General features: G+C 69.0%; 21 protein-coding genes and 1 pseudogene. 14 read left to right on the forward strand and 8 right to left on the reverse strand.

Features of this window, described 5'->3' with window-relative positions; translation table 11 throughout:
• Positions 1-11: 11 nt before the first annotated feature.
• The 3 genes from yajC to secF are packed head-to-tail and all read left to right on the forward strand — an operon-like array spanning position 12 to position 3167.
• A complete protein-coding gene (gene yajC, locus HMJ39_RS14145) occupies positions 12-344 on the forward strand; it encodes a preprotein translocase subunit YajC (RefSeq protein ID WP_161383289.1) in 333 nt (110 codons plus the stop codon).
• An 11-nt stretch (positions 345-355) separates the two neighbouring features.
• Positions 356-2236, forward strand: a complete 1881-nt coding sequence (secD, locus tag HMJ39_RS14150; RefSeq protein ID WP_161383290.1) for a protein translocase subunit SecD — start codon at positions 356-358, stop codon at positions 2234-2236.
• 37 nt (positions 2237-2273) lie between these two features.
• Positions 2274-3167 carry a protein translocase subunit SecF gene (gene secF, locus HMJ39_RS14155; RefSeq protein ID WP_256245550.1) on the forward strand — a complete coding sequence of 298 codons (894 nt, stop codon included), beginning with the start codon at positions 2274-2276 and terminating at the stop codon, positions 3165-3167.
• 187 nt (positions 3168-3354) lie between these two features.
• On the opposite strand, the gene HMJ39_RS14160 is transcribed toward secF, so the two are convergent.
• From HMJ39_RS14160 to suhB, 7 genes are all read right to left on the reverse strand, one after another.
• On the reverse strand, positions 3355-4557 hold the full coding sequence (locus HMJ39_RS14160) for a pyridoxal phosphate-dependent aminotransferase (protein ID WP_194297789.1): 1203 nt from the start codon (positions 4555-4557) through the stop codon (positions 3355-3357).
• Between the two features lie 2 nt (positions 4558-4559).
• A complete protein-coding gene (locus HMJ39_RS14165) occupies positions 4560-5978 on the reverse strand; it encodes an amidase (protein WP_161383293.1) in 1419 nt (472 codons plus the stop codon).
• A 15-nt stretch (positions 5979-5993) separates the two neighbouring features.
• Entirely contained in the window at positions 5994-6959 is a 966-nt protein-coding gene (locus tag HMJ39_RS14170; RefSeq protein ID WP_194297790.1) for a D-2-hydroxyacid dehydrogenase, read from the reverse strand.
• Entirely contained in the window at positions 6956-8206 is a 1251-nt protein-coding gene (locus HMJ39_RS14175; protein ID WP_194297791.1) for an aspartate aminotransferase family protein, read from the reverse strand. Before HMJ39_RS14175 ends, HMJ39_RS14170 begins: the two co-directional genes overlap by 4 nt.
• A 58-nt stretch (positions 8207-8264) precedes the next feature.
• Positions 8265-9422 (reverse strand): isocitrate/isopropylmalate dehydrogenase family protein, encoded by a 1158-nt coding sequence (locus HMJ39_RS14180; RefSeq protein ID WP_194297792.1) that lies wholly within the window; start codon positions 9420-9422, stop codon positions 8265-8267.
• A gap of 131 nt (positions 9423-9553) precedes the next feature.
• Entirely contained in the window at positions 9554-11008 is a 1455-nt protein-coding gene (locus HMJ39_RS14185) for an NAD-dependent succinate-semialdehyde dehydrogenase (RefSeq protein WP_194297793.1), read from the reverse strand.
• 219 nt (positions 11009-11227) lie between these two features.
• Positions 11228-12049, reverse strand: a complete 822-nt coding sequence (gene suhB / locus HMJ39_RS14190; RefSeq protein ID WP_194297794.1) for an inositol-1-monophosphatase — start codon at positions 12047-12049, stop codon at positions 11228-11230.
• A 188-nt stretch (positions 12050-12237) separates the two neighbouring features.
• Here suhB and HMJ39_RS14195 point away from each other — a divergent pair, with 188 nt between their 5' ends.
• From HMJ39_RS14195 to HMJ39_RS18970, 11 genes and pseudogenes are all read left to right on the forward strand, one after another.
• Entirely contained in the window at positions 12238-13011 is a 774-nt protein-coding gene (locus HMJ39_RS14195; protein WP_161383299.1) for an RNA methyltransferase, read from the forward strand.
• A 2-nt stretch (positions 13012-13013) separates the two neighbouring features.
• On the forward strand, positions 13014-13784 hold the full coding sequence (cysE, locus tag HMJ39_RS14200; protein ID WP_194297795.1) for a serine O-acetyltransferase: 771 nt from the start codon (positions 13014-13016) through the stop codon (positions 13782-13784).
• A gap of 18 nt (positions 13785-13802) precedes the next feature.
• Positions 13803-14711 (forward strand): bile acid:sodium symporter family protein, encoded by a 909-nt coding sequence (locus HMJ39_RS14205; protein WP_161383301.1) that lies wholly within the window; start codon positions 13803-13805, stop codon positions 14709-14711.
• A gap of 52 nt (positions 14712-14763) precedes the next feature.
• A complete protein-coding gene (locus HMJ39_RS14210; RefSeq protein WP_194297796.1) occupies positions 14764-15474 on the forward strand; it encodes an extensin-like domain-containing protein in 711 nt (236 codons plus the stop codon).
• 104 nt (positions 15475-15578) lie between these two features.
• Positions 15579-16607: an ELM1/GtrOC1 family putative glycosyltransferase gene (locus tag HMJ39_RS14215; RefSeq protein ID WP_194297797.1), complete on the forward strand. Its 1029-nt coding sequence runs from the start codon at positions 15579-15581 to the stop codon at positions 16605-16607.
• A 2-nt stretch (positions 16608-16609) separates the two neighbouring features.
• Positions 16610-17728, forward strand: coding sequence for a glycosyltransferase family 4 protein (locus tag HMJ39_RS14220; RefSeq protein ID WP_260550985.1), 1119 nt, complete (start codon positions 16610-16612; stop codon positions 17726-17728).
• Positions 17725-18744 carry a glycosyltransferase family protein gene (locus HMJ39_RS14225; protein ID WP_194297799.1) on the forward strand — a complete coding sequence of 340 codons (1020 nt, stop codon included), beginning with the start codon at positions 17725-17727 and terminating at the stop codon, positions 18742-18744. The genes HMJ39_RS14220 and HMJ39_RS14225 overlap by 4 nt, the downstream gene beginning before the upstream one ends.
• Positions 18741-19433: a YrbL family protein gene (locus HMJ39_RS14230; RefSeq protein ID WP_194297800.1), complete on the forward strand. Its 693-nt coding sequence runs from the start codon at positions 18741-18743 to the stop codon at positions 19431-19433. Before HMJ39_RS14225 ends, HMJ39_RS14230 begins: the two co-directional genes overlap by 4 nt.
• Complete coding sequence (locus HMJ39_RS14235) at positions 19430-20473, forward strand: glycosyltransferase (RefSeq protein WP_194297801.1); 1044 nt, start codon at positions 19430-19432, stop codon at positions 20471-20473. Before HMJ39_RS14230 ends, HMJ39_RS14235 begins: the two co-directional genes overlap by 4 nt.
• Positions 20474-20475: 2 nt before the next feature.
• Positions 20476-21378, forward strand: a complete 903-nt coding sequence (locus HMJ39_RS14240; protein ID WP_194297802.1) for a hypothetical protein — start codon at positions 20476-20478, stop codon at positions 21376-21378.
• Between the two features lie 107 nt (positions 21379-21485).
• A pseudogene (locus tag HMJ39_RS18970) lies at positions 21486-22421 on the forward strand (O-antigen ligase family protein); the annotation flags it as partial.
• A gap of 202 nt (positions 22422-22623) precedes the next feature.
• Here the strand turns inward: HMJ39_RS18970 and HMJ39_RS14245 are convergent.
• Positions 22624-23472 (reverse strand): DMT family transporter, encoded by an 849-nt coding sequence (locus HMJ39_RS14245; RefSeq protein WP_194297803.1) that lies wholly within the window; start codon positions 23470-23472, stop codon positions 22624-22626.
• Positions 23473-23475: the final 3 nt, after the last annotated feature.

Consider the following 23475-nt stretch of genomic DNA (forward strand, 5'->3'; position numbering starts at 1 on the left):
GGAGTAACGTAATGAACTGGTTGATTTCTCCCGCGCACGCCCAGACCGGCGGCGGCGCCGCGCCCGGTGGTGGCGGCATCGAACTGATCATGCTGGTGGTGATGGTGGTGGTGTTCTACTTCTTCCTGATCCGGCCGCAGCAGAAGCGCGCCAAGGAACACAAGAACCTGGTGCAGAGCCTGAACAAGGGCGACGAAGTGATCACCAGCGGCGGCATCGTGGGCCGCGTCACCAAGGTCACCGACGACTTCGTGGTTCTGGAGATCAGCAACAACCTGGAAATCAAACTGCAAAAACAGAGTGTCCAGGCCACGCTGCCCAAGGGCACCATCAAATCAATCTGAAGTAACGCCTTATGACCCGCTATCCGCGCTGGAAATTCTTCCTGCTCCTGGCCGTGCTGTTGGCGTGCGGTCTCTATGCCCTGCCCAACGCCTTTCCGGACGTGCCCGCCATCCAGATCAGCGCCGATGACGCCGGCGAGGAAGTGCCCGCCAGCGTGCGGCAGCGGGTGCTCGACACCCTGGATCAGGCGGGCCTGTCCCACGGCGAAGGGGAGACCGTCAACACCTCCTGGATGGTGCGGCTGGACAGCACCGACGCTCAGCTGCGCGCCAAGGAAATGCTCACCGAGCAACTCGGCGACGACTATGTGGTGGCGCTTAACCTGGCGCCCACCACGCCGCAGTGGCTGCGCGCGGTGGGTGCCTCGCCCATGAATCTGGGCCTGGACCTGCGCGGTGGCGTGCACTTCCTGCTGCAGGTGGACATGGAAACGGTGATCCGCCAGCGCATGGATGCCTGGTCCGGCCAGGCCAAGATGGCCCTGCGCGACGAGGGCATTCGCTACCGGGACGTGGCCATCGAGAACCGTACCCTGGTGGCCACCTTCGACGACCAGGTGGCCGCCGACGCCGCCCGTTCGCCGCTGCGCACCGCGCTGCCGGAATTCACCCTGTCCCAGGCCAGCGAGCAGCCGCGTCTGACCCTGACCCTCAACGCGTCCACCCTGGAAGAATTGCAGGACTACGCGGTGGAACAGAACCGCACGGCGTTGAACAACCGGGTCAACGAACTGGGCGTGGCCGAGGCGGTGGTGCAGCGCCAGGGCGCCGACCGCATCGTGGTGCAGCTGCCCGGCGTGCAGGACGCCGCCCAGGCGCGCCGCATCCTGGGCCGCACCGCGACCCTGGAGTTCCGCCTGGTGGCGGACCAGTATTCCTCCCAGCGCGCCGCCACCGGCATCGCGCCGCCGGGCACCGAGATCTTCCCGTTCAAGGATCAGGGCGACCGCCCGGTGATCCTGGAGAAATCCAAGATCGCCACCGGCGACCAGGTCACCAATGCGCGCATGGGCTTCGACCAGCAGAGCGGCCAGCCGCAGGTGAACGTGGAGCTGGACTCCACCGGCGCGCGCAGCATGCAGCGCATCACCGCCAAGAACGTGGGCAACCCCATGGCGGTGCTGTTCATCGAAACCAAGACCGACATGAAGACGGTGGAGGGCGAGGACGGCGAGCGCCGCCAGGTGCCGCAAAGCACCACCGAGCGTTACGTGATCAACGTGGCCACCATCCAGGACACCCTGGGCAGCCGCTTCCGGATCACCGGCCTGGACAGCCCGGCGGAAGCCTCGGAACTGGCGCTGCTGCTGCGCGCCGGCTCCCTGGCGGCGCCGGTCACCATCGTCGAGGAACGCACCGTGGGGCCGAGCCTGGGCCGCGAGAACATCGAAGCGGGCCTCAAGTCCATGGCCCTGGGCATGGCCCTGGTGCTGGTGTTCATGCTGGTCTGGTACAAGGTGTTCGGCATCTTCGCCAACATCGCCCTGCTGGGTAACCTGGTGATCATCGTCGGCGTGATGTCGCTGATCCCCGGCGCCACCCTGACGCTGCCGGGCATCGCCGGCATCGTGCTGACCGTGGGCATGGCGGTGGACGCCAACGTGCTGATCTACGAGCGCATCCGCGAGGAACTGCGCAGGGGACGGCGGCCCCGGGAGGCCATCGATGAAGGCTACAACCGGGCCTTCACCACCATCCTGGACGCCAACATCACCACCCTAATCGTGGCGGTGATCCTGTTCTCCGCCGGCACCGGTTCGGTACAGGGCTTCGCCGTGACGCTGTTCATCGGCATCCTGTCGTCCATGTTCACCGCCATCGTCGGTACCCGCGCGCTGGTGGAAATGACCTACGGTCGCGGCGCCCGGGCGCCGGCCAAACTGAGCATCTGAGGTGGCTATGCCTACGCCTACGAAAACGATCAATTTCATGGGCATTCGCAAGGTGCTGGGCACCTTGTCGATTTGCCTGGTGGTGGCGTCCATCATCCTGCTCGCCACCCGCGGCCTGAACCTGGGCCTGGACTTCACCGGCGGCACCACCGTGGTGGTGGAAGCGCCGGCGGACATCGACATCGCCCAGGTCCGCCAGGATCTGGAAGAGGCCGGTTTCAGCGACGCCGTGGTCCAGCAGTACGGCTCCGCCCGCGACATCAGCGTGCGCGTGGCGCCCCAGGAGGGCATGGAAGCCGATCAGGTCGGGCAGAACGTGTACCAGACCCTGTCCGGCGGCATCGATGACCTGCAGCTCAAGCAGGTGGAATTCGTCGGCCCCCAGGTGGGCGACGAGCTGCGCGACCAGTCCGGGCTGGCCATGCTGATGGCCCTGGGCCTGATGCTGGTGTACGTCTGGTTCCGGTTCAGCAACAAATTCGGCATCGCCACCGTGGCGGCCCTGCTGCACGACGTGATCATCGTGCTGGGCCTGTTTTCCCTGGTGCGCTGGCCGTTCGACCTGACGGTGCTGGCCGCGGTGCTGGCGCTGATCGGTTACTCGCTGAACGACTCCATCGTGGTCGCCGACCGCATCCGCGAAAACTTCCGCAATACCCGGGAAACCGATCCCCACGTGATCGTCAACGGGGCCATCAGCGAGACCCTGAGCCGCACCATCAACACCTCCTTCACCACCATCCTGGTGCTGGTGGCGCTGTTCTTCTTCGGCGGCGAGGTGATGCGCGCCTTCTCCGAGGCGCTGCTGGTGGGCATCTTCGTGGGTACCTACTCGTCCATTTACGTGGTGGCGAACCTGCTGTTCACCCTGGGCGTCTCCAAGGAAGACTTCCTGATCCCCGAAAAGGAAGAAATCGACGAAATGCCCTGAAAAGGCAGTTAAGAGTGAATAGTTAACAGTTAACAGTGAATAGTTAACAGCTAAAAGACGCGACGAGCGTCGCCACCAACGAAAAGGCCGTGCCCGCGAATGAACGCTGGCACGGCCTTTTTGTTTTCCCCAGGGCCGGCTATGCCGGCCAACTATTAACTGTTCACTGTTAACTATTAACTGCTCTTTACCAGTCTTGTTTTTCCATCCAGGGGATGATGCGCTCGAAGGCCGCCTCGATCTGATCCAGGGAGGTGGAGTAGCTGATCCTCAGCGCGTTCGAGCAACTGTCCCCGAAGGTTTCCCCGGCCACCGTGCACACGCCGGTCTCGCGCAGCAGCTTCAAGGCCACGTTGCCGCCGTTGACGCCGTCCGGCAGGGACGGGAACAGGTAGAAGGCGCCGTCCGGCCGGTAGCCGGTCAGGTGCGGGGTCTGCTTGACCAGGTCCACCAGCCGGTCGCGGCGGTGCTGATATTCCTCCAGCATGCGATCAATGAAGCTTCGATCACCGCGCAACGCCGCCACCCCGGCCCATTGGCAGGGCGTGTTCGCTACCGTGGTGGTGAACATGTGGTAGCGCCTCAATTTCTTGATCGCCCCCTGGCTGGCCATCAACCAGCCGATGCGCATGCCGGCCATGCTGAAGGTCTTGGAGAAACTGGAGATCACCATGACGTGGTCCAGGTCCGAGCAGCAGGACAGCACGCTGGGGTACTCCTTGCCGTCATAGATCAGATGGTCGTAGACCTCGTCGCTGATCACGTAGACGCCCCGGTAGGCCGCCTCCTGCACGATCGCCTCCACGGTCTCCCGGGGATAGAGGGTGCCGGTGGGGTTGCTCGGCGAGTTGAGCACGATGGCGTAGGTGTTGGCGTCGATGGCGTCGATCACTTCCTGGGGATCGAGCTGGTGCTGGTTTTCCGCCCGGGTGGGGATGCTCTTCACCACGCCGCCGTTCATGCGAATGAGCGGCGCGTACAGCATGAACGACGGCTCCGGCACGATGAATTCCCGGCCCGGCGCCGAGGTGGCGGTGAGCGCCAGATAAATCGCCTCGGTGGCGCCGGTGGTGATCATGATGTTTTCCGGCACCAGGGTGCGGTGGTAGCGCTCGCCGTAATATTCGGCCAGCGCTTCCAGCAGCTCCGGCAGGCCGGCGTCCATGGTGTAGCCGGTCTGCCCGGCCTGCAGGGCGTCCACCGTCGCCTGCACCACGTGCTCCGGCGGTTTCAGATCCGGCTGGCCGATCGACAGGTGGATCACGTCGTCCATGGTCGATGCCAGGTTCACCATGCGGCGAATGCCCGGCACCGGAATGGTGAGCAGCGCCGGGTTCCAGATCGGGTCCTCGGTTTCGTAGAAATCCGTGTCCAGGTTGATGTTGCTCATGATCACGCCTCCATGCCGGCGAGCGCCAGATCCGGGCGCTCGGTGAACGGGCGGGCCTGTTCGAACAGGTGGCCGGCCTTGAGCACCAACTCGTCCTGGAAGCGGCGCCCGACGATTTGCAGCCCCATGGGCAGGCCGTCGCTGGCGCGCCCCAGGGGCACCGACAGGGCCGGCTGGCCGGTCATGTTGAACGGGTAGGTGAAGGGGGTCCAGGTAGGCCAGCGGGTATTGGGCCAGTCCCGCGGCACTTCCCGGTTGGTGTCGAAAGCGGTGATCGGCAGGGTCGGGGTGACCAGCAGATCGTACTTCTGATGAAACACCGCCATCCGTTCCGACAGCGCCATGCGTTCATTGACCGCCGCCAGGTAGTCAAGCATGGACAGCTTCTCCGCCTTTTCCACCACCTGAACCAGAGCCGGGTCCATCAGGTCGCGCTTGCGCGGGCCCAGGTCCCGGCAGGCGTTGGCGGCGCCCCCGTAGAACAGGTGGCCGAAGGCGGCCAGCGGGTTGCTGAACCCCGGGTCCACCTCCACCACGGTGGCGCCCAGATCCCGGAATACCGCCAGCGCCTCGGCGGTGGCGCGTTCGATCTCCGGGTCCACGTCCACATAGCCAAGATTGTTGCTGTAAGCGATCCGCAGGCCGCTCAGGTCGCCCTGGAGCGCGCCCAGATAATCCACGTTGCGGCGCGGCGCCGCCTGGGCGTCGCGCGGGTCCGCTTCGGTGAGCACCTGCATCATCAGCGCGCAGTCTTCCACCGTACGGGTCATGGGCCCGGCGTGGGCCAGGGTGCCGAACGGGCTGGCCGGCCAGTGCGGCACTTCGCCGAAGGTGGGCTTGTGGCCGACGATGCCGCAGAACGCGGCGGGGATACGGATCGAGCCGCCAGCGTCGGTGCCCAGGGCCAGCGGCGCCATGCACGCCGACACCGCCGCCGCCGAGCCGCCGCTGGAGCCGCCGGCGGTCTTTTCCGGGTTCCAGGGGTTGTTGGTGGGGCCGCACAGAGGGCTGTCGGTGATGCCCTTCCAGCCGAACTCCGGCGTGGTGGTCTTGCCCAGGGGCACATAGCCGTGCCGCTCCAGGGCGGCCACCGCCGGCGAGCGCTTGTTTAGGGTGCTCTCCGGGTCGATGGTGCGCGAGCCTTTGACGGTGGGCCACATCGGCGTCAGGAAGACATCCTTCACCGCCACCGGGATGCCGTCCAGCAGCCCGCGGGGTTCCCCCCGGCGGTAGCGCTGCTCGGCGGCGCCGGCCTCGGCCAGGGTGGTATCGCGATCAATCAGACACCAGGCGTTGATGGCGTGGTCGTGGTGCTGCACGTGGTCGAGCAGGGTGGCCGCTACCTCCACCGGCGACAGCTCGCCGCTTTCGAAGGCCCGTTTCAGAGCGGTGGCGGTGAGCATCCTGATTTCATCGGCCATGGCTTTCCTCCTTCTTCAACGGCGTCCATAACCCCGCGCCGTGTCCACCGGATTGGCCAGCGGCTCGCCGAGTCGCCAGCGGTTGAAGTTGTCCACGAACTGCTCTCCCAGGGCCTGGCGCCAGCCGATGAAATCGCCGGCCATGTGGGCGGAGAGCATCACGTCCGGACGGTCCCAGAGCGGGTGGTCCGCCGGCAGCGGCTCCTGCTCGAACACATCCAGAGCGGCGCCGGCCAGCGGCCCGTCCAGGGCGCGCAGCAGGGCCTCGGTGCGAACAATGGCGCCGCGCCCCACGTTGATGAAGGCGGCGCCGGGCTTCATCAGCCCGAAATGGTGGTCGTCGAACAGGCCTTCCGTGTCCGGGGTCAGCGGCGCGGTGACGATCACATAGTCGGCGTCGCCGAGCAGGTCCGGCAGATCCTGCTGGGCGTGTACGCGGTCGAAGGCGGCGTCCTCCCGCGCGCGACGGGCGGTGCCCACCACCTCCATGCCGAGGGCGCCAAGCAGGGTGGCCACGGAGCGGCCGATGGAGCCGGCCCCCACCACCAGGGCGCGTTGGTCGCGGATCAGTGCCGTTTCCCGGTGTTGCCAGCGGTGCTCGCGCTGCAGCGCCAGGTTGGTGAGGGTGTCCTTGGCGAACAGCAGAATGGCGCCCAGCACGTATTCCGCGATGCCCCGGTCGAACACGCCGGCGGCATTGGTCACCGGGAAGCCGCCGTCGCGGATCGGCGGAATCATCAGAGCGTCGACGCCGGCGCTGGTGGCATGCACCCACTGGATCGGGCAGGGCTCCGGCCAGGCCGCCTCCAGGGCTTCCACGCGGAAGTCCGTGACCACCAGCACGTCGGTGTCGGCGAGGGCCTCGGCGAGGCCCTCGTCGCCTTGCAACTGACGCACCCGGGCCAGGCCCTCCAGGGCCTCCAGGCCGGGCAGCGGCGCTTCGTCCGGCGCCAGCAGCACGGTTACCCGGGTGTTGCTCATGCGGTCTCCTCCAGGGCGTCCTGGAACAGGTCCACCGCCTGGTCGATCTCTTGCCGGCTGGCGGTGAGCGGCGGCAACCAGCGCACCACCTGGCCGTGGGTGCCGCAGCGCAGCAGCAGCAGGCCGCTGTGTTCGCAGGCCTTGAGCAGGGCGCCGGCGCGCTCGCCGTCCGGCTGGCGTGGTGCCTTGACGATTTCCAGGCCCAGCATCAAGCCCAGCCCGCGCACCTCGTCGATGCACTCATAGCGCTCCATCAGCCCTTCCAGGCGCTGGCGCAGATAGTCGCCTTCGCCGGCGGCGTGGGCCACCAGGTCCTCTTCCTCGATCACATCCAGGGTGGCCAGGGCGGCGGCGCAGGCCACCGCGTTGGCGCCGTAGGTGCCGCCCTGGGAGCCGGGCCAGCCCTCGGCCATCAGGGCGCGGCTGGCGGCCACGGCGGACAGCGGATAGCCGCTGGCCAGGCCCTTGGCGGTAACCAGCAGGTCCGGGTGCGCATCGTAGTGCTGGTGGCTCCAGAAGCGGCCGGTGCGGCCGTAGCCGGCCTGGATTTCATCGGCGATCAGCAGGATGCCATGCTCGTCGCAGCGCTCGCGCAGCCCCTGCATGAAACGCCGGGTGGCCGGGTAGTAGCCGTATTCGCCCTGCACCGGCTCGATGATCATGGCGGCGGTGTCGGCCGGCGCGGACTGGGTCAGGAACAGGTGGTCCAGTTCCTGGAGGCAGAAATCCACGGTGTCCTCCTCGCTCCAGCCGTAGCGGTAGCTGTGCGGGAAGGGGCTGAAGCAGACGCCGGCCATGAGCGGCTGCCAGCCGCTGCGCACCTTGGTGGTGGAGGTGGTCATGGACGCCGCCGCCAGGGTGCGGCCGTGGAAGCCGCCGGTGAAGGCGATGATGTTGGGCCGGCCGGTGGCCTGACGCACCAGGCGCAGGGCGGTCTCGATGGCCTCGCTGCCGGAGTTGGAAAACGCCACCGCGTCCAGGGACCGGGGCAGGTGTTCGTAGAGCCGGTCGGTGAGCCGCAGCATGTTGGGGTGGGTGACGGTGGCGTACTGGGCGTGCACCAGGGTGCCCACCTGGCGCTGGGCCGCTTCCACCACGCGGGGGTGGCAATGGCCGGTGGCGGTCACCCCGATGCCGGAGGTGAAATCCAGCCAGCGCCGGCCTTCGCCGTCGTACAGCCAGCTACCCTCGCCGCGCTCCGCGCAGATGCCGCTGGATTGCACCAGCAGTGGAGACAGATGATTCATGCCTTGCTCCTCCCTCGTCGATTCGGGCGGGGGGTGCCGGCCTTGGATCAAGACCGGATCAGCGGCTCCCGCCCAGGGCGCCTTGAATCCGCGCACCGATGGCTTCGGTGCCGCTCGCCGGGTGTTCCCCGGCCAGGTCCGCTTTCAGCGTCTCATGCAAATGGCGCGCCGCGCCATTAAAAATCGTGTTTTTTTCACCCAGCCACTGGAGCAGCAGGGCGAGGCTGAAGAGAGTGGCCCGGGGATCCGCCACGCCCTGGCCGGCGATGTCCGGCGCCGAGCCGTGGGTGGGCTCGAACAGGGCGGGCTGCGTCGGATCGGAAGGATTGAGGTTGGCGGAGGGCGCCACGCCCAGGCCGCCGGACAGCACCGCCGCCAGGTCGGTGAGGATGTCGCCGTGCAGATTGCTGGCCACCACCACGTCGAAACGCCAGGGCGCCTGCACGAACTTCATGGCGGCGGCATCCACCAGCTCATGGTGGGTGGCGATGTCCGGATAGTCGGCGGCCACGTCCCGGAACACCTCGGTGTACAGCTCGCCCCAGAACGCCTGGGCGTTGCGTTTGGTGATCAGGCACACCTGGGCGGCCTTGTCCTCGCCGCCGGGCTCGTTGAACACCCGGTCGCGGCCGTCGCGAGCCCGGTCCGCGGCGCGGGCGCGGGCCTGCTCGAAGGCGTGGCGGATCAGGCGTTCGGTGGCGGCGTGGGTGAACACTTCCAGCTGGTTGGCGATCTCGTCGCGGGTGCCGGCGCGCAGCCGGCCGCCCTGGCCGGCGTACTCGCCTTCGCTGTTCTCGCGGATCACCAGCATGTCCAGGTCCCGGGCGCGGGGATCGGCCAGGTACTGGACGGTGCCGGGGTAGAAGCGGGCCGGCCGTTCGCAGGCCCACAGATTGAGCCCCTTGCGCAGGGTCAGCAGCGGCGCCAGGGAAATGCCGTCGGGCAGATGGTAGCGGCGCGGATCGTCCAGCGGCCCCGGGTCGCCCAGGGCGCCGAGCAGCAGGGCGTCGTAGCCGCGCAGCCGCTCCAGCGCGTCCTCGGGCATCATGGCGCCGTGGCGCCGGTGCCAGTCCGTGGCGGGCCAGGGCAGCACCTCGTAGTCCAGAGGCAGATCGTGGCCGTGGATCAGTGTGTTCAGCACCGTCTCGGCCACGGCCATCACCTCGGGGCCAATGCCGTCGCCGGGCAGCAGCGCGATGCGGTATGAATCGGTCATAACGACTCCCGACCAGAACATTCACCCCGTAGGAGCGGCCGGGCGGCGTTTCGCTTCAGCCGCGATCAGTCTCGATCAACGGGACCGCTGATGCCCTTTTCGCGACTAAAGTCGCTCCTACGGTCCGGGGGTTAGCCCATGCAGAGGTACTTGATCTCGCAGTATTCCTCGATGCCGTACTTGGAGCCTTCGCGGCCCAGGCCGGATTCCTTGACGCCGCCGAACGGCGCCGCCGCGTTGGAAATCAGCCCCTCGTTGATGCCCACCATGCCGGCTTCCAGGGCCTCGGCCACGCGCCACACCCGGTGGATGTTCTCGCTGTAGAAGTAGGAGGCCAGGCCGAAGGGCGTGTCGTTGGCCATGCGGATGCCTTCCTGCTCGTCCTGGAAGCGGATCACCGCCGCCAGCGGGCCGAAGGTTTCCTCCACGCAGAATTCCATGTCCTGGCTGGCGTTCACGATCAGGGTGGGTTGCACGAAGTTGCCGCCGCGCTCATGGGGCTCGCCGCCGAGCACCACCTTGCCGCCTTTTTCCCGGGCGTCCTTGATGTGCTCCATGACCTTGTCCACGGCGCCCTTGTTGATCAGCGGCGCCTGGGTGACGCCGTCCTCGAAGCCGTCGCCCACCTTCAGGTCCTGGATCGCCGCCTTGAGCTTTTCGACGAAGGCGTCGTGGACACCGTCCTGCACCAGGAAGCGGTTCACGCACACGCAGGTCTGGCCGGTGTTGCGGAATTTAGAGGCGATGGCGCCTTCCACGGCTTTGTCCAGGTCGGCGTCGTCGAACACCAGGAAGGGCGCATTGCCGCCCAGTTCCAGGGAGATTTTCTGGATGTGCTCGGCGGATTGGGCCATCAACTGGCTGCCCACCTCGGTGGAGCCGGTGAAGCTCACCTTGCGCACCACCGGGGAGCTGGTGATGGTCTGGGAAATGGCGGCGGCGGAGCCGGTGATCACGTTGATCACGCCGGCGGGGATGCCGGCGCGGGTGGCCAGCTCGCCCAGGGCCAGGGCGGAGTAGGGGGTGGCGCTGGCCGGCTTGACCACCATGGTGCAGCCGGCGGCCAGGGCGGCGCCGGCCTTGCGGGTGATCATGGACGCCGGGAAGTTCCATGGCGTGATGGCGGCGGTGACGCCCACCGGCTGCTTGATCACCACGATGTGCTGGCCGGGCTTGGCGCCGGGGATGGTGTCGCCGTAGACGCGGCGCGCTTCCTCGGCGAACCACTTCAGGAAGGACGCGGCGTAGGCGATCTCGCCCTTGGATTCCGCCAGCGGCTTGCCCTGCTCCAGGGTCATGATGGCGCCCAGGTCGTCCTGGTGCTCCATCATCAGCTCGTACCAGCGGTACAGCAGGTCGGCGCGTTCGGCGGCGGTCTTGGCGCGCCAGGCGGGCAGGGCGTTGTCGGCGGCGGCGATGGCCTGGCGGGTGTCCGCCTCCTTCATGCGCGGAACCTGGCCGATGATGTCGCCGGTGGACGGGTTGTCCACGTCCAGGGTGGCGCCGTCCTCGGCGTCGCACCACTGGCCGTTGATGTAGCACTGTTGGCGGAACAGGTCTTTGTCTTTCAGCTGAAACTGGCTCATCGGGCTCTCCTGAAGAAGCATCTTCGCGCAAACGAATTCAATGCTTTAACGCTAGCAGAGCTTGGCGGCCAGTCCTATCCCTTGAGGCAGGCTTTTACGTCGCGCGCCCCGGTAGGAGCGGCTTTAGCCGCGATAGCCATCCATGATTGGAGCGCGGTCGCGGCCAGAGCGGCACACCGCCCGGCCGCCCCGACAAGAGGCGGCGGGTATGGGCGCGGCTTAGCCGCGCTTGAGGCTGTCGGTGAGGTGCGGCTTGATCTTCTGCAGCAGGCCCTTGAACACCTTGGGGGCGCCGGCCACCAGGTTGCCCCGGGTCAGGTGGTTGTGGCCGCCGGCCACGTCGCCCACCAGCCCGCCGGCCTCGGTGATCAGCAGGGTGCCGGCGGCCATGTCCCACTCCTGCAGGCCCAGCTCGAAGAAGCCGTCGGTGCGGCCGGCGGCCAGCCAGGCCAGGTCCAGGGCGGCGGAGCCCGGGCGGCGCAGGCCGGCGGCGTCCTCGGCGATGGCCCGGAACATGCCCAGGTAGGCGTCGATGTAGGCCATCTGGTCCTTGCGGAACGGGAAGCCGGTGCCGATCAGGGCGCCGTCCAGGCTGGCGCGGCCGGAGACCCGGATGCGGCGGCCATTGAGGGCGGCGCCGCGGCCACGGCTGGCGGTGAATTCCTCTTCGCGCAGCGGATCATAGATCACGCCGTGCTCCACCCGGCCCTTGATCTTCAGGGCGATGGACACCGCGTACTGGGGAAAGCCGTGGATGAAATTGGTGGTGCCGTCGAGCGGATCGATCACCCACAGGTAATCGGCGCCTTCGCCCTTGCCGGGCAGTTCGCCGCCTTCCTCGGCGAGGATGCCGTGGTCCGGGTACGCCTTGCGGATGACGTCGATGATGCGTGCCTCGGCGGCCTTGTCCACCTGGGTGACGAAGTCGTTGGCCTCCTTGCGATCCACCTTGAGCGGGTCGCCGTTCTCCGCCGCGCGGCGGATCAGGTTGCCCGCCTGGCGGGCGGCTCGCAGGGCAATGTTCACTTGCGGCGCGTGCATGCAATCATCCTATCGGTTTGGAAGAGCGGGTTCCCGGGAAACGGGGAACCGGACGGGAGGCGGATTGTAGCAGAGCGCGCGGGAGGAAGGCAGGCCTCTCGCCGGCCCCCAACCGGGGCGGTCCTCGCGTTTGCCGGGCGCAGGGCCTAAAATCCCCTTCCTTCTTAGCAAGCTCCGGGATATCGAAGATGCTCGACAAGGTGCGCGTGGTGATGGTGGAGACCACCCACCCCGGCAACATCGGCGCCGCCGCCCGCGCCATGAAGACCATGGGGCTGGCGGACCTGCGCCTGGTGGCGCCCAAGATCCATCCCAGCGCCGAGGCCACCGCCCGCGCCTCCGGGGCCGGCGATATCCTGGCCAATGCCCGGGTCTGCGCGGACCTGGACGAGGCCCTGGAGGGCGCCACCCTGGTGGTGGGCACCAGCGCCCGCCTGCGCCGGGTGCCCTGGCCTTGCCTGACGCCCCGCCAGCTCACCGCCCAGCTCCAGCACGAGCCGGACGACACCCGCATCGCGGTGCTGTTCGGCCGCGAGGACCGGGGGCTCACCAACGAGGAGCTGCACCGCTGCAACCTGCACGTCACCGTGCCCACCAACCCGGACTACGGCGTGCTCAACGTGGCCTCGGCGGTGCAGCTGCTGGCCTATGAACTGCGCCTGGCGCTGGTCGGCGACGAAGCGGAGCCGCGCGGCGCGCGCTCCAAGCGCGCCACCATGCCGCTGCCGGAAATGTTCTGGGACGTGGAGCCGGCCAGCAATCAGACCGTGCAGGGGTTCCTGGAGCACCTGGAGCGGTTGATGGAGGACAGCGGGTTCCTGGACCCGGAACAGCCCGGGCAGGTGATGACGCGCATGCGGCGTTTGTTCCTGCGCGCCCGCCCGGACAAAATGGAGATCAGTATTCTGCGCGGCACCCTGGTGGCTTTGGAGAAGCGCCTGCGGGGCCAGGATTCGAGGTAGCTATGCTTAAGCAGATCAAAGAGGACATCAACTCCGTTTTCCACCGTGACCCGGCGGCGCGCAACACCCTGGAGGTCCTGCTCAACTACCCGGGGCTGCACGCGGTGCTGTTCCACCGCCTGGCCCACTGGCTGTGGCGGCGCAACTTCAAGCAGCTGGCGCGGTTGATCTCCACCTTCAGTCGCTGGCTCACCGGCATCGAGATCCACCCCGGCGCGCGCATCGGCCGGCGTTTCTTCATCGACCACGGCATGGGCGTGGTGATCGGTGAAACCGCCGAGATCGGCGACGACGTGACCCTCTACCACGGCGTCACCCTGGGCGGCACCAGCTGGGACAAGGGCAAGCGCCACCCGACCCTGGAGGACGGCGTGGTGGTGGGCGCCGGCGCCAAGGTGCTGGGCCCCTTCACGGTCCACAAGGACGCCAAGATCGGTTCCAACTCCGTGGTCACCAAGGAGGTGCCGGAGGGCGCCACCGTGGTGGGCATTCCTGGCCGGGTGATCGGCCAGCCGGCCACCGAGCAGGAAAAGAACCGCAAGGAAATGGCGGACAAGATCGGCTTCCAGGCCTACGGCGTCAGCAACGACATGCCGGACCCGGTGGCCGAGGCCATCGGCGCGCTGCTGGACCACCTGCACGCGGTGGACGGCAAGCTGGACCGGGTGTGCGACAACCTGCGCCGCCAGGGCATCCAGGGCTGCGACGAGAAACTGCCGGAGCTCAAGGACGAGGACTTCGAGCCGGTGAAGGCCCGCGGCGGCGGCGACTGAATTCAGGCCACCCGACCGATGATACAAACCCTCACCCGCCTGTTCCCGCTGTGGGCGATTCTGTTTTCCGGCTTCGCGTTCGCGTTTCCCGATCAGCTGGCGACCCTGAGTTGGGCCATCGTGCCGCTGCTGATGCTGATCATGTTCGGCATGGGCATGACGCTCACCTGGGCGGACTTCGCCGACGCGGGCAAGCGCCCGGTGGTGATCGGCGCCGGGGTGGCGCTGCAGTTTCTGATCATGCCGCTGGTGGGGCTGCTGGTGGGCTCCTTGCTGCGCCTGCCGCCGGAATGGGTGCTGGGCCTGGTGCTGGTGGGAGCCTGCCCCGGCGGCACCGCCTCCAACGTGATCTGTTATCTGGCGCGGGCGGACGTGGCCCTGTCCATCGCCATGACCTCGGTGTCCACGCTGCTGGCGGTGCTGGCCACGCCCCTGCTGGTGTGGGTCTATCAGGGCCAGGCCATCGACGTGCCGGTGGCCTCCATGCTCGGGTCCCTGGTCAAGATCATCCTGCTGCCGGTGGTGGCCGGTACCTTCCTGAACAGTGTCTTCGGCGCCCGGCTGACGCCGGTGCGCAACGTCTTCCCATTGGTGTCGGTGATCGCCATCGTGGTGGTGATCGGCGTGATCGTGGCGCTGAACCGGGAACGCATCGCCACCGGCGGCCTGCTGGTGATGCTGGCGGTGGTACTGCACAACCTGCTGGGCCTGAGCCTGGGCTACGGCGGCGCGCGCCTGTTGCGGCTGGACCCGGCGCGGGCGCGCACCCTGGCCATCGAGGTGGGGATGCAGAATTCCGGGCTCGGGGTGGCGCTGGCGGTGAAGCACTTCTCCGCCAGCGCCGCTTTGCCCGCGGCCCTGTTCAGCGTGTGGCACAACCTGTCCGGCTCCTTGCTGGCCTGGTACTGGCGGCGCCGCCAAGCGTAAAAACCGGTAACACGGTAACGGCCTGATCTGGCCGCCGGGGTACACTGCGGGCATGGCACGTTTCGTTATCGTTTTGCTGACCCTGGTGCTGGCCGCCGGGGTCTTCCTGGCCGGCCTCAAGCAGCAATGGTGGCCGGTTCCCCGCCACTGGAATCCCTTCATGGCTCTGCATCTGGACGACCCGGTCACGCCGGTGACGCGCTGGAAGCTGCGCCGGCTGGGCGACCGGCCGCTGGCCTGCCGGGCGGTGCTGAACACGGCGCCGGAGGGCACCCTGGATGCGCTGCCCCTGGAGGACTACACGCCGGTGGAAAGCTGTCCGCTGACCAATGTGGTCCGGGTGCGGTCCACGGTGGTGGCGTTCAACAACAGCTTCGTGGCCCGCTGCCCGCTGGTGGCGGCCTGGTCCCTGTACGAGCGGCGCCGGCTGCAGCCCCTGGCCCGGGAATATTTCGACCAGCCGGTGGCCGAGGTCTGGCACTACGGCACCTTCGCCTGCCGCAACATCTATCACCGCGAGGATGACCGGCGCAGCGACCACGCCACCGCCTCCGCCCTGGACGTGGCCGCCTTCTCCCTGGCCGATGGCACCCGCGTTTCGGTGCAGGACCACTGGGACGACGAGGGCGACAAAGGGGCGTTTCTGCACGCCGCCTTCGACGGCGCCTGCGGCCTGTTCGGCACCGCCCTGGGGCCGGACTACAACGCCGCCCACGCCGATCATTTCCACTTCGGGCTGCGCGGGTTCGGCATCTGCCGGTGATTGTCGTAGCGCTGTAACATCGGTGGCGGACACTGTTCCGGAAGTGATCCGGAGCGAGTTCCGACACCATGAAACCTTCTCCGCTGAATCGGGCCGGAAACCGGATGCGGCCCCCCGCCGATGGCTGGCCGGGCCCGGCTCTGTTCGACGCCGGCGCGGCGTCTTCCGCCCTGTTCGCCGATCCGCGCCTGACGGGCCGGCTCGCTCGCCGGCCCGAGCGGCCGGTGGTGTGGTTGCTCAGCGACGACAAGGCCGGCCACGTGAACCAGCTGCGTGGTCTGGGCGAGCGCCTGGAAGCCCTGCGCGGCGCCCGCCTGGTGTGGATTTCCTGCCGCCGCCACCGGGTGTCCTGGTGGCAGGCGCTGGCGGCGCGCCCGCCGCGCATCGAAGCGCCGGCGCCGGATCTGGTGATCGGCGCCGGTTCCGGCACCCATCCGCTATTGCTTGCTTGCCGGGGCTTCCGCGAAGCGCTCACCGTGGTGCTGATGCGGCCGGGTTTCCCGTCCCGCTGGGTGGATCTGAAGGTGATTCCCGAGCACGACCGGCCCGCCGCCCGGGGCGATATTCTCGCTACCCAGGGCGCGCTCACCGCGGTGCAGCCCAACCCCCGGCTCAGCGCCGCCCGCCGTGGCCTGGTGCTGCTGGGCGGGCACTCGCCGCATTTCCACTGGCGCGATGACTCGATCCTCGAGCAGCTCATCACCCTGCTGCGCGAGTACCCGGATTGGCGCTGGACGGTGACCAGCTCGCGGCGCACCCCGGCGCCGCTGGTGGCGCGGCTGGGCGATCTCAGCGCGCCCAACCTGCGCTTTCATCACCACGACCACACCCCGGTGGACTGGCTGCCGCGCCAACTGCGCGCCCACCGCGTGGCCTGGGTGTCGCCGGACAGTGTCTCCATGCTCTACGAATCCCTCACCGCCGGCGTGCCCACCGGCACCCTGGATCTGGCCACCACCGGCAAGGCGCGGGTGGCCGGCGGCATCCGCACCCTGCAGGGGCGCGGCCAGATCCGGGGCTGGCGGGACCGGGCGGCGCTGATGGGCGACGCCATCCCGAGGCCGCCGCACCTGTGGGAAGCCAACCGGGTGGCGCACTGGCTCATCGACCGCTATGAGGAGGCGCGCCCTTGAGGGTGCTGCAGGTCCTGCCGGCGTTGAACAGCGGCGGCGTGGAACGGGGTACCGTGGAGTTCGCCCGGGAATTGGTGGCCCTGGGCCATGAGTCCTGGGTGCTGTCCAGTGGCGGCGCCCAGGTGGCGCGGTTGGAAGCCGAAGGCAGCCGCCATGCGAGTCTGCCGGTGCACCGCAAATCGCCGCTGTCGCTGCGCCACGTGCCGGCGGTGCGGCGTTTGCTCCAAGAGCTGGCGCCGGACGTGGTGCACGTGCGCTCGCGGCTGCCCGCCTGGCTGGTGTGGCTGGCCTGGCGCAAGCTGCCCGCCGCCGACCGGCCGGCCCTGGTGAGCACCTTCCACAGCCATTACTCGGTGAGCCGCTACAGCGCGGTGATGGCCCGGCCGCGCCGGGTAATCGCCATCTCCGAGAGCGTGCGCGACTACATCCTGGCCCATTATCCGGTGGCGCCGGAGCGCATCACCCTGATCCCCCGGGGCGTCGATGTGGCGCGCTTCCGGCCCGGCCCGCCGGAGCCGGACTGGCTGCGCCGGCTGTACGCCGATTTCCCGCATTTCCGGGGCAAGCGCCTGATCCTGATGCCCGGCCGGCTGAGCCGCTGGAAGGGCCAGGAGACCTTCCTTCAGGTCATGGGGCGGCTGATCGAACGAGACCCGGACGCCCACGGCGTGATCCTGGGCGGCGCCGACGCCAACAAGCAGCACTACCGCACCGAACTGGAAAACACCGCCCTGGCCATGGGGCTGGCGCCCCATGTGACCCTGGTGGGTCGCCGGGACGATATCCTGCAGTTCTACCGGCTGGCGGAAGTGGTCTGCCATCTCTCCAGCAAGCCGGAGCCGTTCGGGCGGGTGATCACCGAGTCCCTGGCCGCCGGTTGCAAGGTGGTGGCCTTCGACCGGGGCGGCGCCCGGGAATCCCTGGCCACCTGTTTCCCGGAGGGCCTGGTGGCGCCGGACGACGTGGGCGCGGTGGTGGAGCGGATACGGACGCTCACCGGCCGGCCGGCGCGCATCGAGCTGCCGGCGCGCTTCCACCTGGGCCAGCAGGTGGCCTCCACCCTGGCGGTGTACCGTCAGGCCCTGGCGGACCGGGACGGCGGCGCGGAGGCGCGGCCATGAGGGTGCTGCACGTGGCCTACCAGCAATGGCGCCGCTACGGCAAAACCCGGGTCAGCTGGGCCCACAAGCTGACCCTGGGGCTGATTCACGACGGGCATTATGTGCAGGTGTTCAGCGACCGGGACGTGGCCGCCCTGGAAGCGCCGTTCGGCATCCGCGACCTGGGCCGCCGGCGCGCCAACCGCCGCCTGCTGGAAACCGTGGAGGCGGTGGAGCCGGACCTGGTGATCCTGGGCCACTGTGACCTGATCGGCAACGACACCCTGCGGCGCCTGCGTCGGCGCTGGCCCCACATCGTGCTGGCGCATTGCAACAATGATCCGCTGTTCGTGCCGGACAACGTGGCCCGGCTGCGCCATCGCGGCGAGGTGGTGGACGCGGTGTTCGTGTCCACCGGCTGGCCGGAGCTGCGCCGCTTCGACGACCTGCCGGCGCGTTTTCATCACATGCCCAACCCGGTGGACGCCAGCATCGAGAACCTGGACAACAGCCGGCGCGTGGACCTGCCGGTGGACCTGCTGTTCTGCAGCAACAGCACGGACTTCACCCGCCGCCTGGAGCAGGTGAAGGGGCTCAAGGCCGCCCTGGACGACGAACTGGTGTTCCGCACCCACGGCAGTTTCGGGCAGCCGCCGGTATGGGGGCGGGACTACGAGCGCGCCCTGGCCGCCACCCGCATGGGGCTGAATCTGAACCGCCAGGAAGGGGATCATTGGTACTCCTCGGCGCGCATGGCGCAGCTGGCGGGCAACGGCATCCTGGTGTTCACCCACGCGGCGCCCCGCTTCGACGAACTGATGCCCGAGCGCTCGCTGGTCTATTTCCAGGACCAGGATGATCTGCTCCACCGGGTCCGCGACTTTCATCACGACGACGACCGGCGGCGGGAATGGGCCGGGCGGGCGCGGAACTTCTTCCATCGGGAAATGAATTCCCGGTTGTACGCCCGCTTCATCGTCGAGTCGGCCCTGGGCTTGCCGCTCTCCCACGACTACGTATGGCGGAGCCGGCCATGATCCTGAACCTCACCGAGCGGGCCCCGTTCGCCCGGGGCGGCAACCGCCTGTGCTTCGTGGACCCGGCGGACCGGTGCCGCTGCATCAAGGTGCGCCGGCCGGACTTCACCCTGGCGGACCGGCGCCGCAAAAAAGGGTTTCCCGGCAACCTGCGGCCACTGTCCTGGTTCGACGACAACCGCGAGGAGCAGCGCGTGCTGACCGTGCTGTGGCGCCGCCACGGCGCGCTGCTTGGCGCTCACCTGCCACGCTGCCATGGTTTCGTGGACACCGACCTGGGCCCGGGACTGGTCACCGAGTTGATCCGCGACGCCGACGGCGCCATCTCCCAGACCCTGAAAAAGGTGCTCTGGGACCAGGGCCTGACGCCCTCCTGCAGCCGGGCGGTGGGCGTGCTTGGCCGGTTCTGGATCGAGCAGCGCATTCCCTCCCGGGACCTGCTGCCGCACAACATCGTCGCCCAGCGCGGCGCCGACGGCGGACTGCGCCGGCTGGTGGTGATTGACGGCCTGGGCCGCGCCGGCCTGGCCGGGACCCGGGGCAGCCGCGCCGCCGCCCGGCGCAAGGTGGCCAACCTGCACCAGCGCATCGAGGACCTGCTGGCCCTGCGCGGCGCCGGCCCCAGCCCCGGGGCCTTCCCCGGCTACCATGGGCTGCTGTTCCACGACGACGCCCCGGAGCGGCCATGAGCGGCGCGCCCCGTCTGGCCCAGGTGCTGGCCGGCGCCCCCCGGGGCGGCGCGGAGAATTTCTTCACGCGCCTGGTGACCGGTTTGCACGAAGAAGGCGGCCTGGACCAGCATGCCTTCATCCGCCCCCACCCGGACCGGGTGGCGCGGCTGCGCCGGGCCGGCGTGCCGGTGTCCGGCTTCCGCTTCCCCGGCCCGCTGCGCCCCCTGGCCCGGTACCGCTACCGGCGCGCCCTGGCCGGGTTCCGGCCGGACCGGGTGCTTACCTGGATGAACCGGGCCAGCGCCGCCACGCCGCCGGGGCCCTACACGCTGATCAGCCGGCTCGGTCATTACTACGATCTCAAGCACTACCGGCACGCGGACTACTGGATCGGCATCACCCGGGGCATCTGTGATCACCTGGTGCGCGGCGGCATGCCGGCGGCGCGGGTGGTGCATCTGCCCAACTTCGCCGACGAAACGCCGGTTACGCCGCTGCCCCGGGACAGCTTCGCCACGCCCGCCGGGCCGTTGCTGCTGGCTGCCGGCCGGCTGCACCACAACAAGGGCTTCGATGTGTTGCTGCGCGCCCTGGCCCGGTTGCCCGACGCCACCCTGTGGCTGGCCGGCACCGGCCCGGAGCAGAGCGCTCTGCACGCCCTGGCCACGGGCCTGGGCGTGGCCGGGCGGGTGCGTTTTCTGGGCTGGCGGGACGACGTCACCACCCTGATGGCCAGCGTCGATGTTTTCGTGTGCCCGTCCCGCCACGAGGGGCTGGGCTCCATTGTCCTGGAGGCCTGGGCCCACGGGTGCCCGATCGTCGCCACCGCCTCCCAGGGGCCGGCGGAACTGATCCGCGCCGACCAGACCGGCCTGCTCACCCCCGTGGACCGCCCGGAAGCCCTGGCCGGCGCCCTGCGTGAACTGCTCGCCGACGACGTCCGGCGCCGGCGCCTGGCGGACGCCGCCCGACGGCATTACCAGGCCCGCTACAGCCGCCGGGTGGTGTTGGACGGTTACCGGGATTTCTTCGCCGGCCTGCCGGCCAAGGGGGCCTGAGCATGTTCAAAGCGAGACGCCGGCAAAAGCGGCTGCGCGCCCGGCGCGACGTCCTGGCCCGGGACACCGCGATCCAGCGTACCGGCCAGTTGCACTGGCGCGCCCTGCACGACGACACCGCCGGCGTGGGCAATGCCCTGGCCGAGGAGGTGGTGGTGTCGCTGACCACCTTCGACAAGCGCATCGACAACGTCTATCTGACCATCGAGAGTCTGCTCCAGCAGTCGCTCAAGCCGGACCGGGTAGTGCTGTGGATCGCCGAGGGCGAGTTGGGCGGGGCGGGCCTGCCGTACATTTTGCGCCTGCAGGAACGGCGCGGCCTGGAAGTCCGTTTTTGCGCCGAGGATCTCGGGCCCTATAAAAAGTTCTACTACGCCCTGCAATGCTTCCCGGACAGCCTGCTGATCACCGTGGACGACGACACCCTCTACCCCCACGATCTGGTGGACCAGTTGTACCGCGCCCACCGCGCCGACCCGGACAGCGTTCCCTGCCACCGCGCCCACCGCATCCGGCTGGCCGGTGACGGCGCCGTGTTGCCCTACAAGCGTTGGGAGAAACCCACCCTGGACGGCACGCCCTCGCCGCTGGTGTTTCCCACCGGCGTGGGCGGCGTGCTCTATGCCCCCGGCCATCTGGATGACCAGGTGCTGGACCGGGACCGTTTCATGGCGCTGTGCCCCGGCGCCGACGACATCTGGCTCAAGGCCATGAGCCTCAAGGCCGGCCGCCGCTGCCGCCGGGTCCCCGACCCCCGGGATTTTCGCGGCCGCTTTCTCACCGTGGAAGAGAGCCAGGTGCATTCCCTGAAACGGGCCAACAAGGCCGCCGACGGCAACGACCGCAAGCTGCGCGCGGTGTTCGATCACTACCATCTCTGGGGTCGCCTCCAGGAGGACGTTTGAGCCTGGCCGGCGCCCTGGACCGGGCCGGCCCCTGGCTGGTGGCCGCCTACGCCGGCACCGCCCTGGCCCTGCCGGAGGTCGGCGAAGGCTTCAAGGTGCTGGTGCTGATGGCCGGGTTCGGCGGCTTTTTCTGGCTGGCCCGGGGGCGCCGCTTCACCGCGCCGGTGAAGCTGCTGCTGGCGGCGGCCCTGGTGGCGCTGCTGTCCTGGGGGCTGTCCCGGTTGCATCATCCGCAGTGGGCGGAGTCCTCGCCCAAGGTGCACCGCCTGACCCACTGGTTCGCTTTCCTGGCGGTGGCCTGGCTGCTGGCGGGCCGGGTCCGGCGCGTGCTGCTGGCCTGGGGCGCCGGCCTGGCCGGGCTGCTGGTGGCGCCCTGGTTCACCGGCCGGGGAGGGTATGACTGGTTCGTCGGCTGGCACGGCGAGCGGGTGGACTTCGGCCTGCACAACGCCCAGCACGCCACCCTGTTGTTCGCCACCGGCTTGCTGGGGCTGATCGCCCTGGCGGGCCGCTGCCTGGGCCCCGGGCCCTGGCGCTTGTTGCGCGGCCTGCTCTGGACTCTGGCCACCCTGGCCTGCGCCGTGGCGGTGGTGATCACACAGACCCGGGGTGTGTGGTTGGGGCTGGCGGTGGCGGCGCTGGTGATGCTGGCCGCCGCCGGCCTGGCCCTGCGCCGGCGGCTGTCGCCGGGACCGCGGCGGCGCTGGCTCACCGGGGCCCTGCTGGCCGGGGTGCTGGGCCTGGTGCTGGCGGCGGCGTGCTCGCCCATCGTCGAGCAGCGCCTGGCCGACGAGCGCCAGGCCATCGCCCAGCTTTCCCGGGGGCAACTGGAAGGCGTGACCGGCAGCGTCGCCGGCCGGGTGGTGAGCTGGTGGGCGGCGCTGCCCTGGATCGCCGAACGGCCCCTGGTGGGGTGGGGCGGCAACGGGCGTTCCCTGGTGCTGACACACTCACCGGGGCTGCCCGGCTGGATCGGGGAGGAGGGCTTCCGGCACCTGCACAACGGCTATCTGGACACCCTGGTCAATTACGGCCTGGCCGGCCTGGCGGTGCTGGCGGGGCTGCTGGTCTGGTTGACCCGTGAAGCATTGAGGGCGCGCCGCACCGGCGCGCTGCCGGCGGACTTCCTGCTGTTCTATATGGCCTTCCTGGGCTTCTGGCTGGTGGTGAACCTGTTCGAGTCGTTCCTGTACTTCTCCAGCGGCGACTGGGTCTTCACCCTGGTGGCCGGCGGCGTGGCCACCTTCATGCCCTGGCGGACGGGCCTCGCGGCAGGGTCAGATAGACCCCCAGCAACAGCAGGGGCGCGCCCAGCAAATGCTCCATGCCCAGGGCCTCTCCGAGAATCAGAAACGCGAACAGGGCGGTGAAGAAGGGCGTGCTCAGCCGCACCACCGTGGCCGAGGTGGCGTTGATGTGCTGGCAGGCGAGGGGATAGAGGTAACCCGGCGCCAAAGTGGAAAACGCCGCCAGGCCCAGGAACAGGCCCCACTGGCGGGCATCGGGCACCGCCGCGCCCGGGTCGGCGAACGGCGCGCTGACCAGCAGGCCCAAGGCGCAGGCGATCCACACCACGTTCCAGCCCTGGCCGCGCAGCCGGTCTCCGGCGCGGGAATAGAGCGCCATCACCAGAGCCGCGCCCAGGCCGCACAGGTCGCCGGTGAGGTGGCTTTCGCCGGCGGCCGGGGCGGCGCCCAGCAGCAACACGGTGGCGACACCGCCGAACGCCAGCAGGCCGCCCAGCAGTTCGCGCCCGGTCAGGCCCTCCCGACGCAGCAGCCGCAACAGCATGACGAAGAACGGCGAGGTGGCCACCAGCAGCGATACCGTCACGACATCGCTCAGGTAGAACCCCACCGTGGCCAGCACATAGTAGGCGGCCAGCAGCACGCCGCCTTCCAGGGCGGAGCGGTTGGGGCGCCGGAAACCGCGCAGGGCGGCCAGCACGATGGTGAGCAGCAGGGTGGCGGTAAGGAACCGGAACACCAGAGTGGTGGCGGTGGGCAGGTCGCGCAGCAGCGCCACCCAGATGCCGGTGGCGCCCCACTGGGCACTGGCGATCAGCGCCAGGGTGGTGCCTTTATGCGTGTCCAAAAC

This window comes from Alloalcanivorax profundimaris, assembly GCF_015265435.1.
GTDB classification, from domain to species: Bacteria; Pseudomonadota; Gammaproteobacteria; order Pseudomonadales; family Alcanivoracaceae; genus Alloalcanivorax; species Alloalcanivorax profundimaris.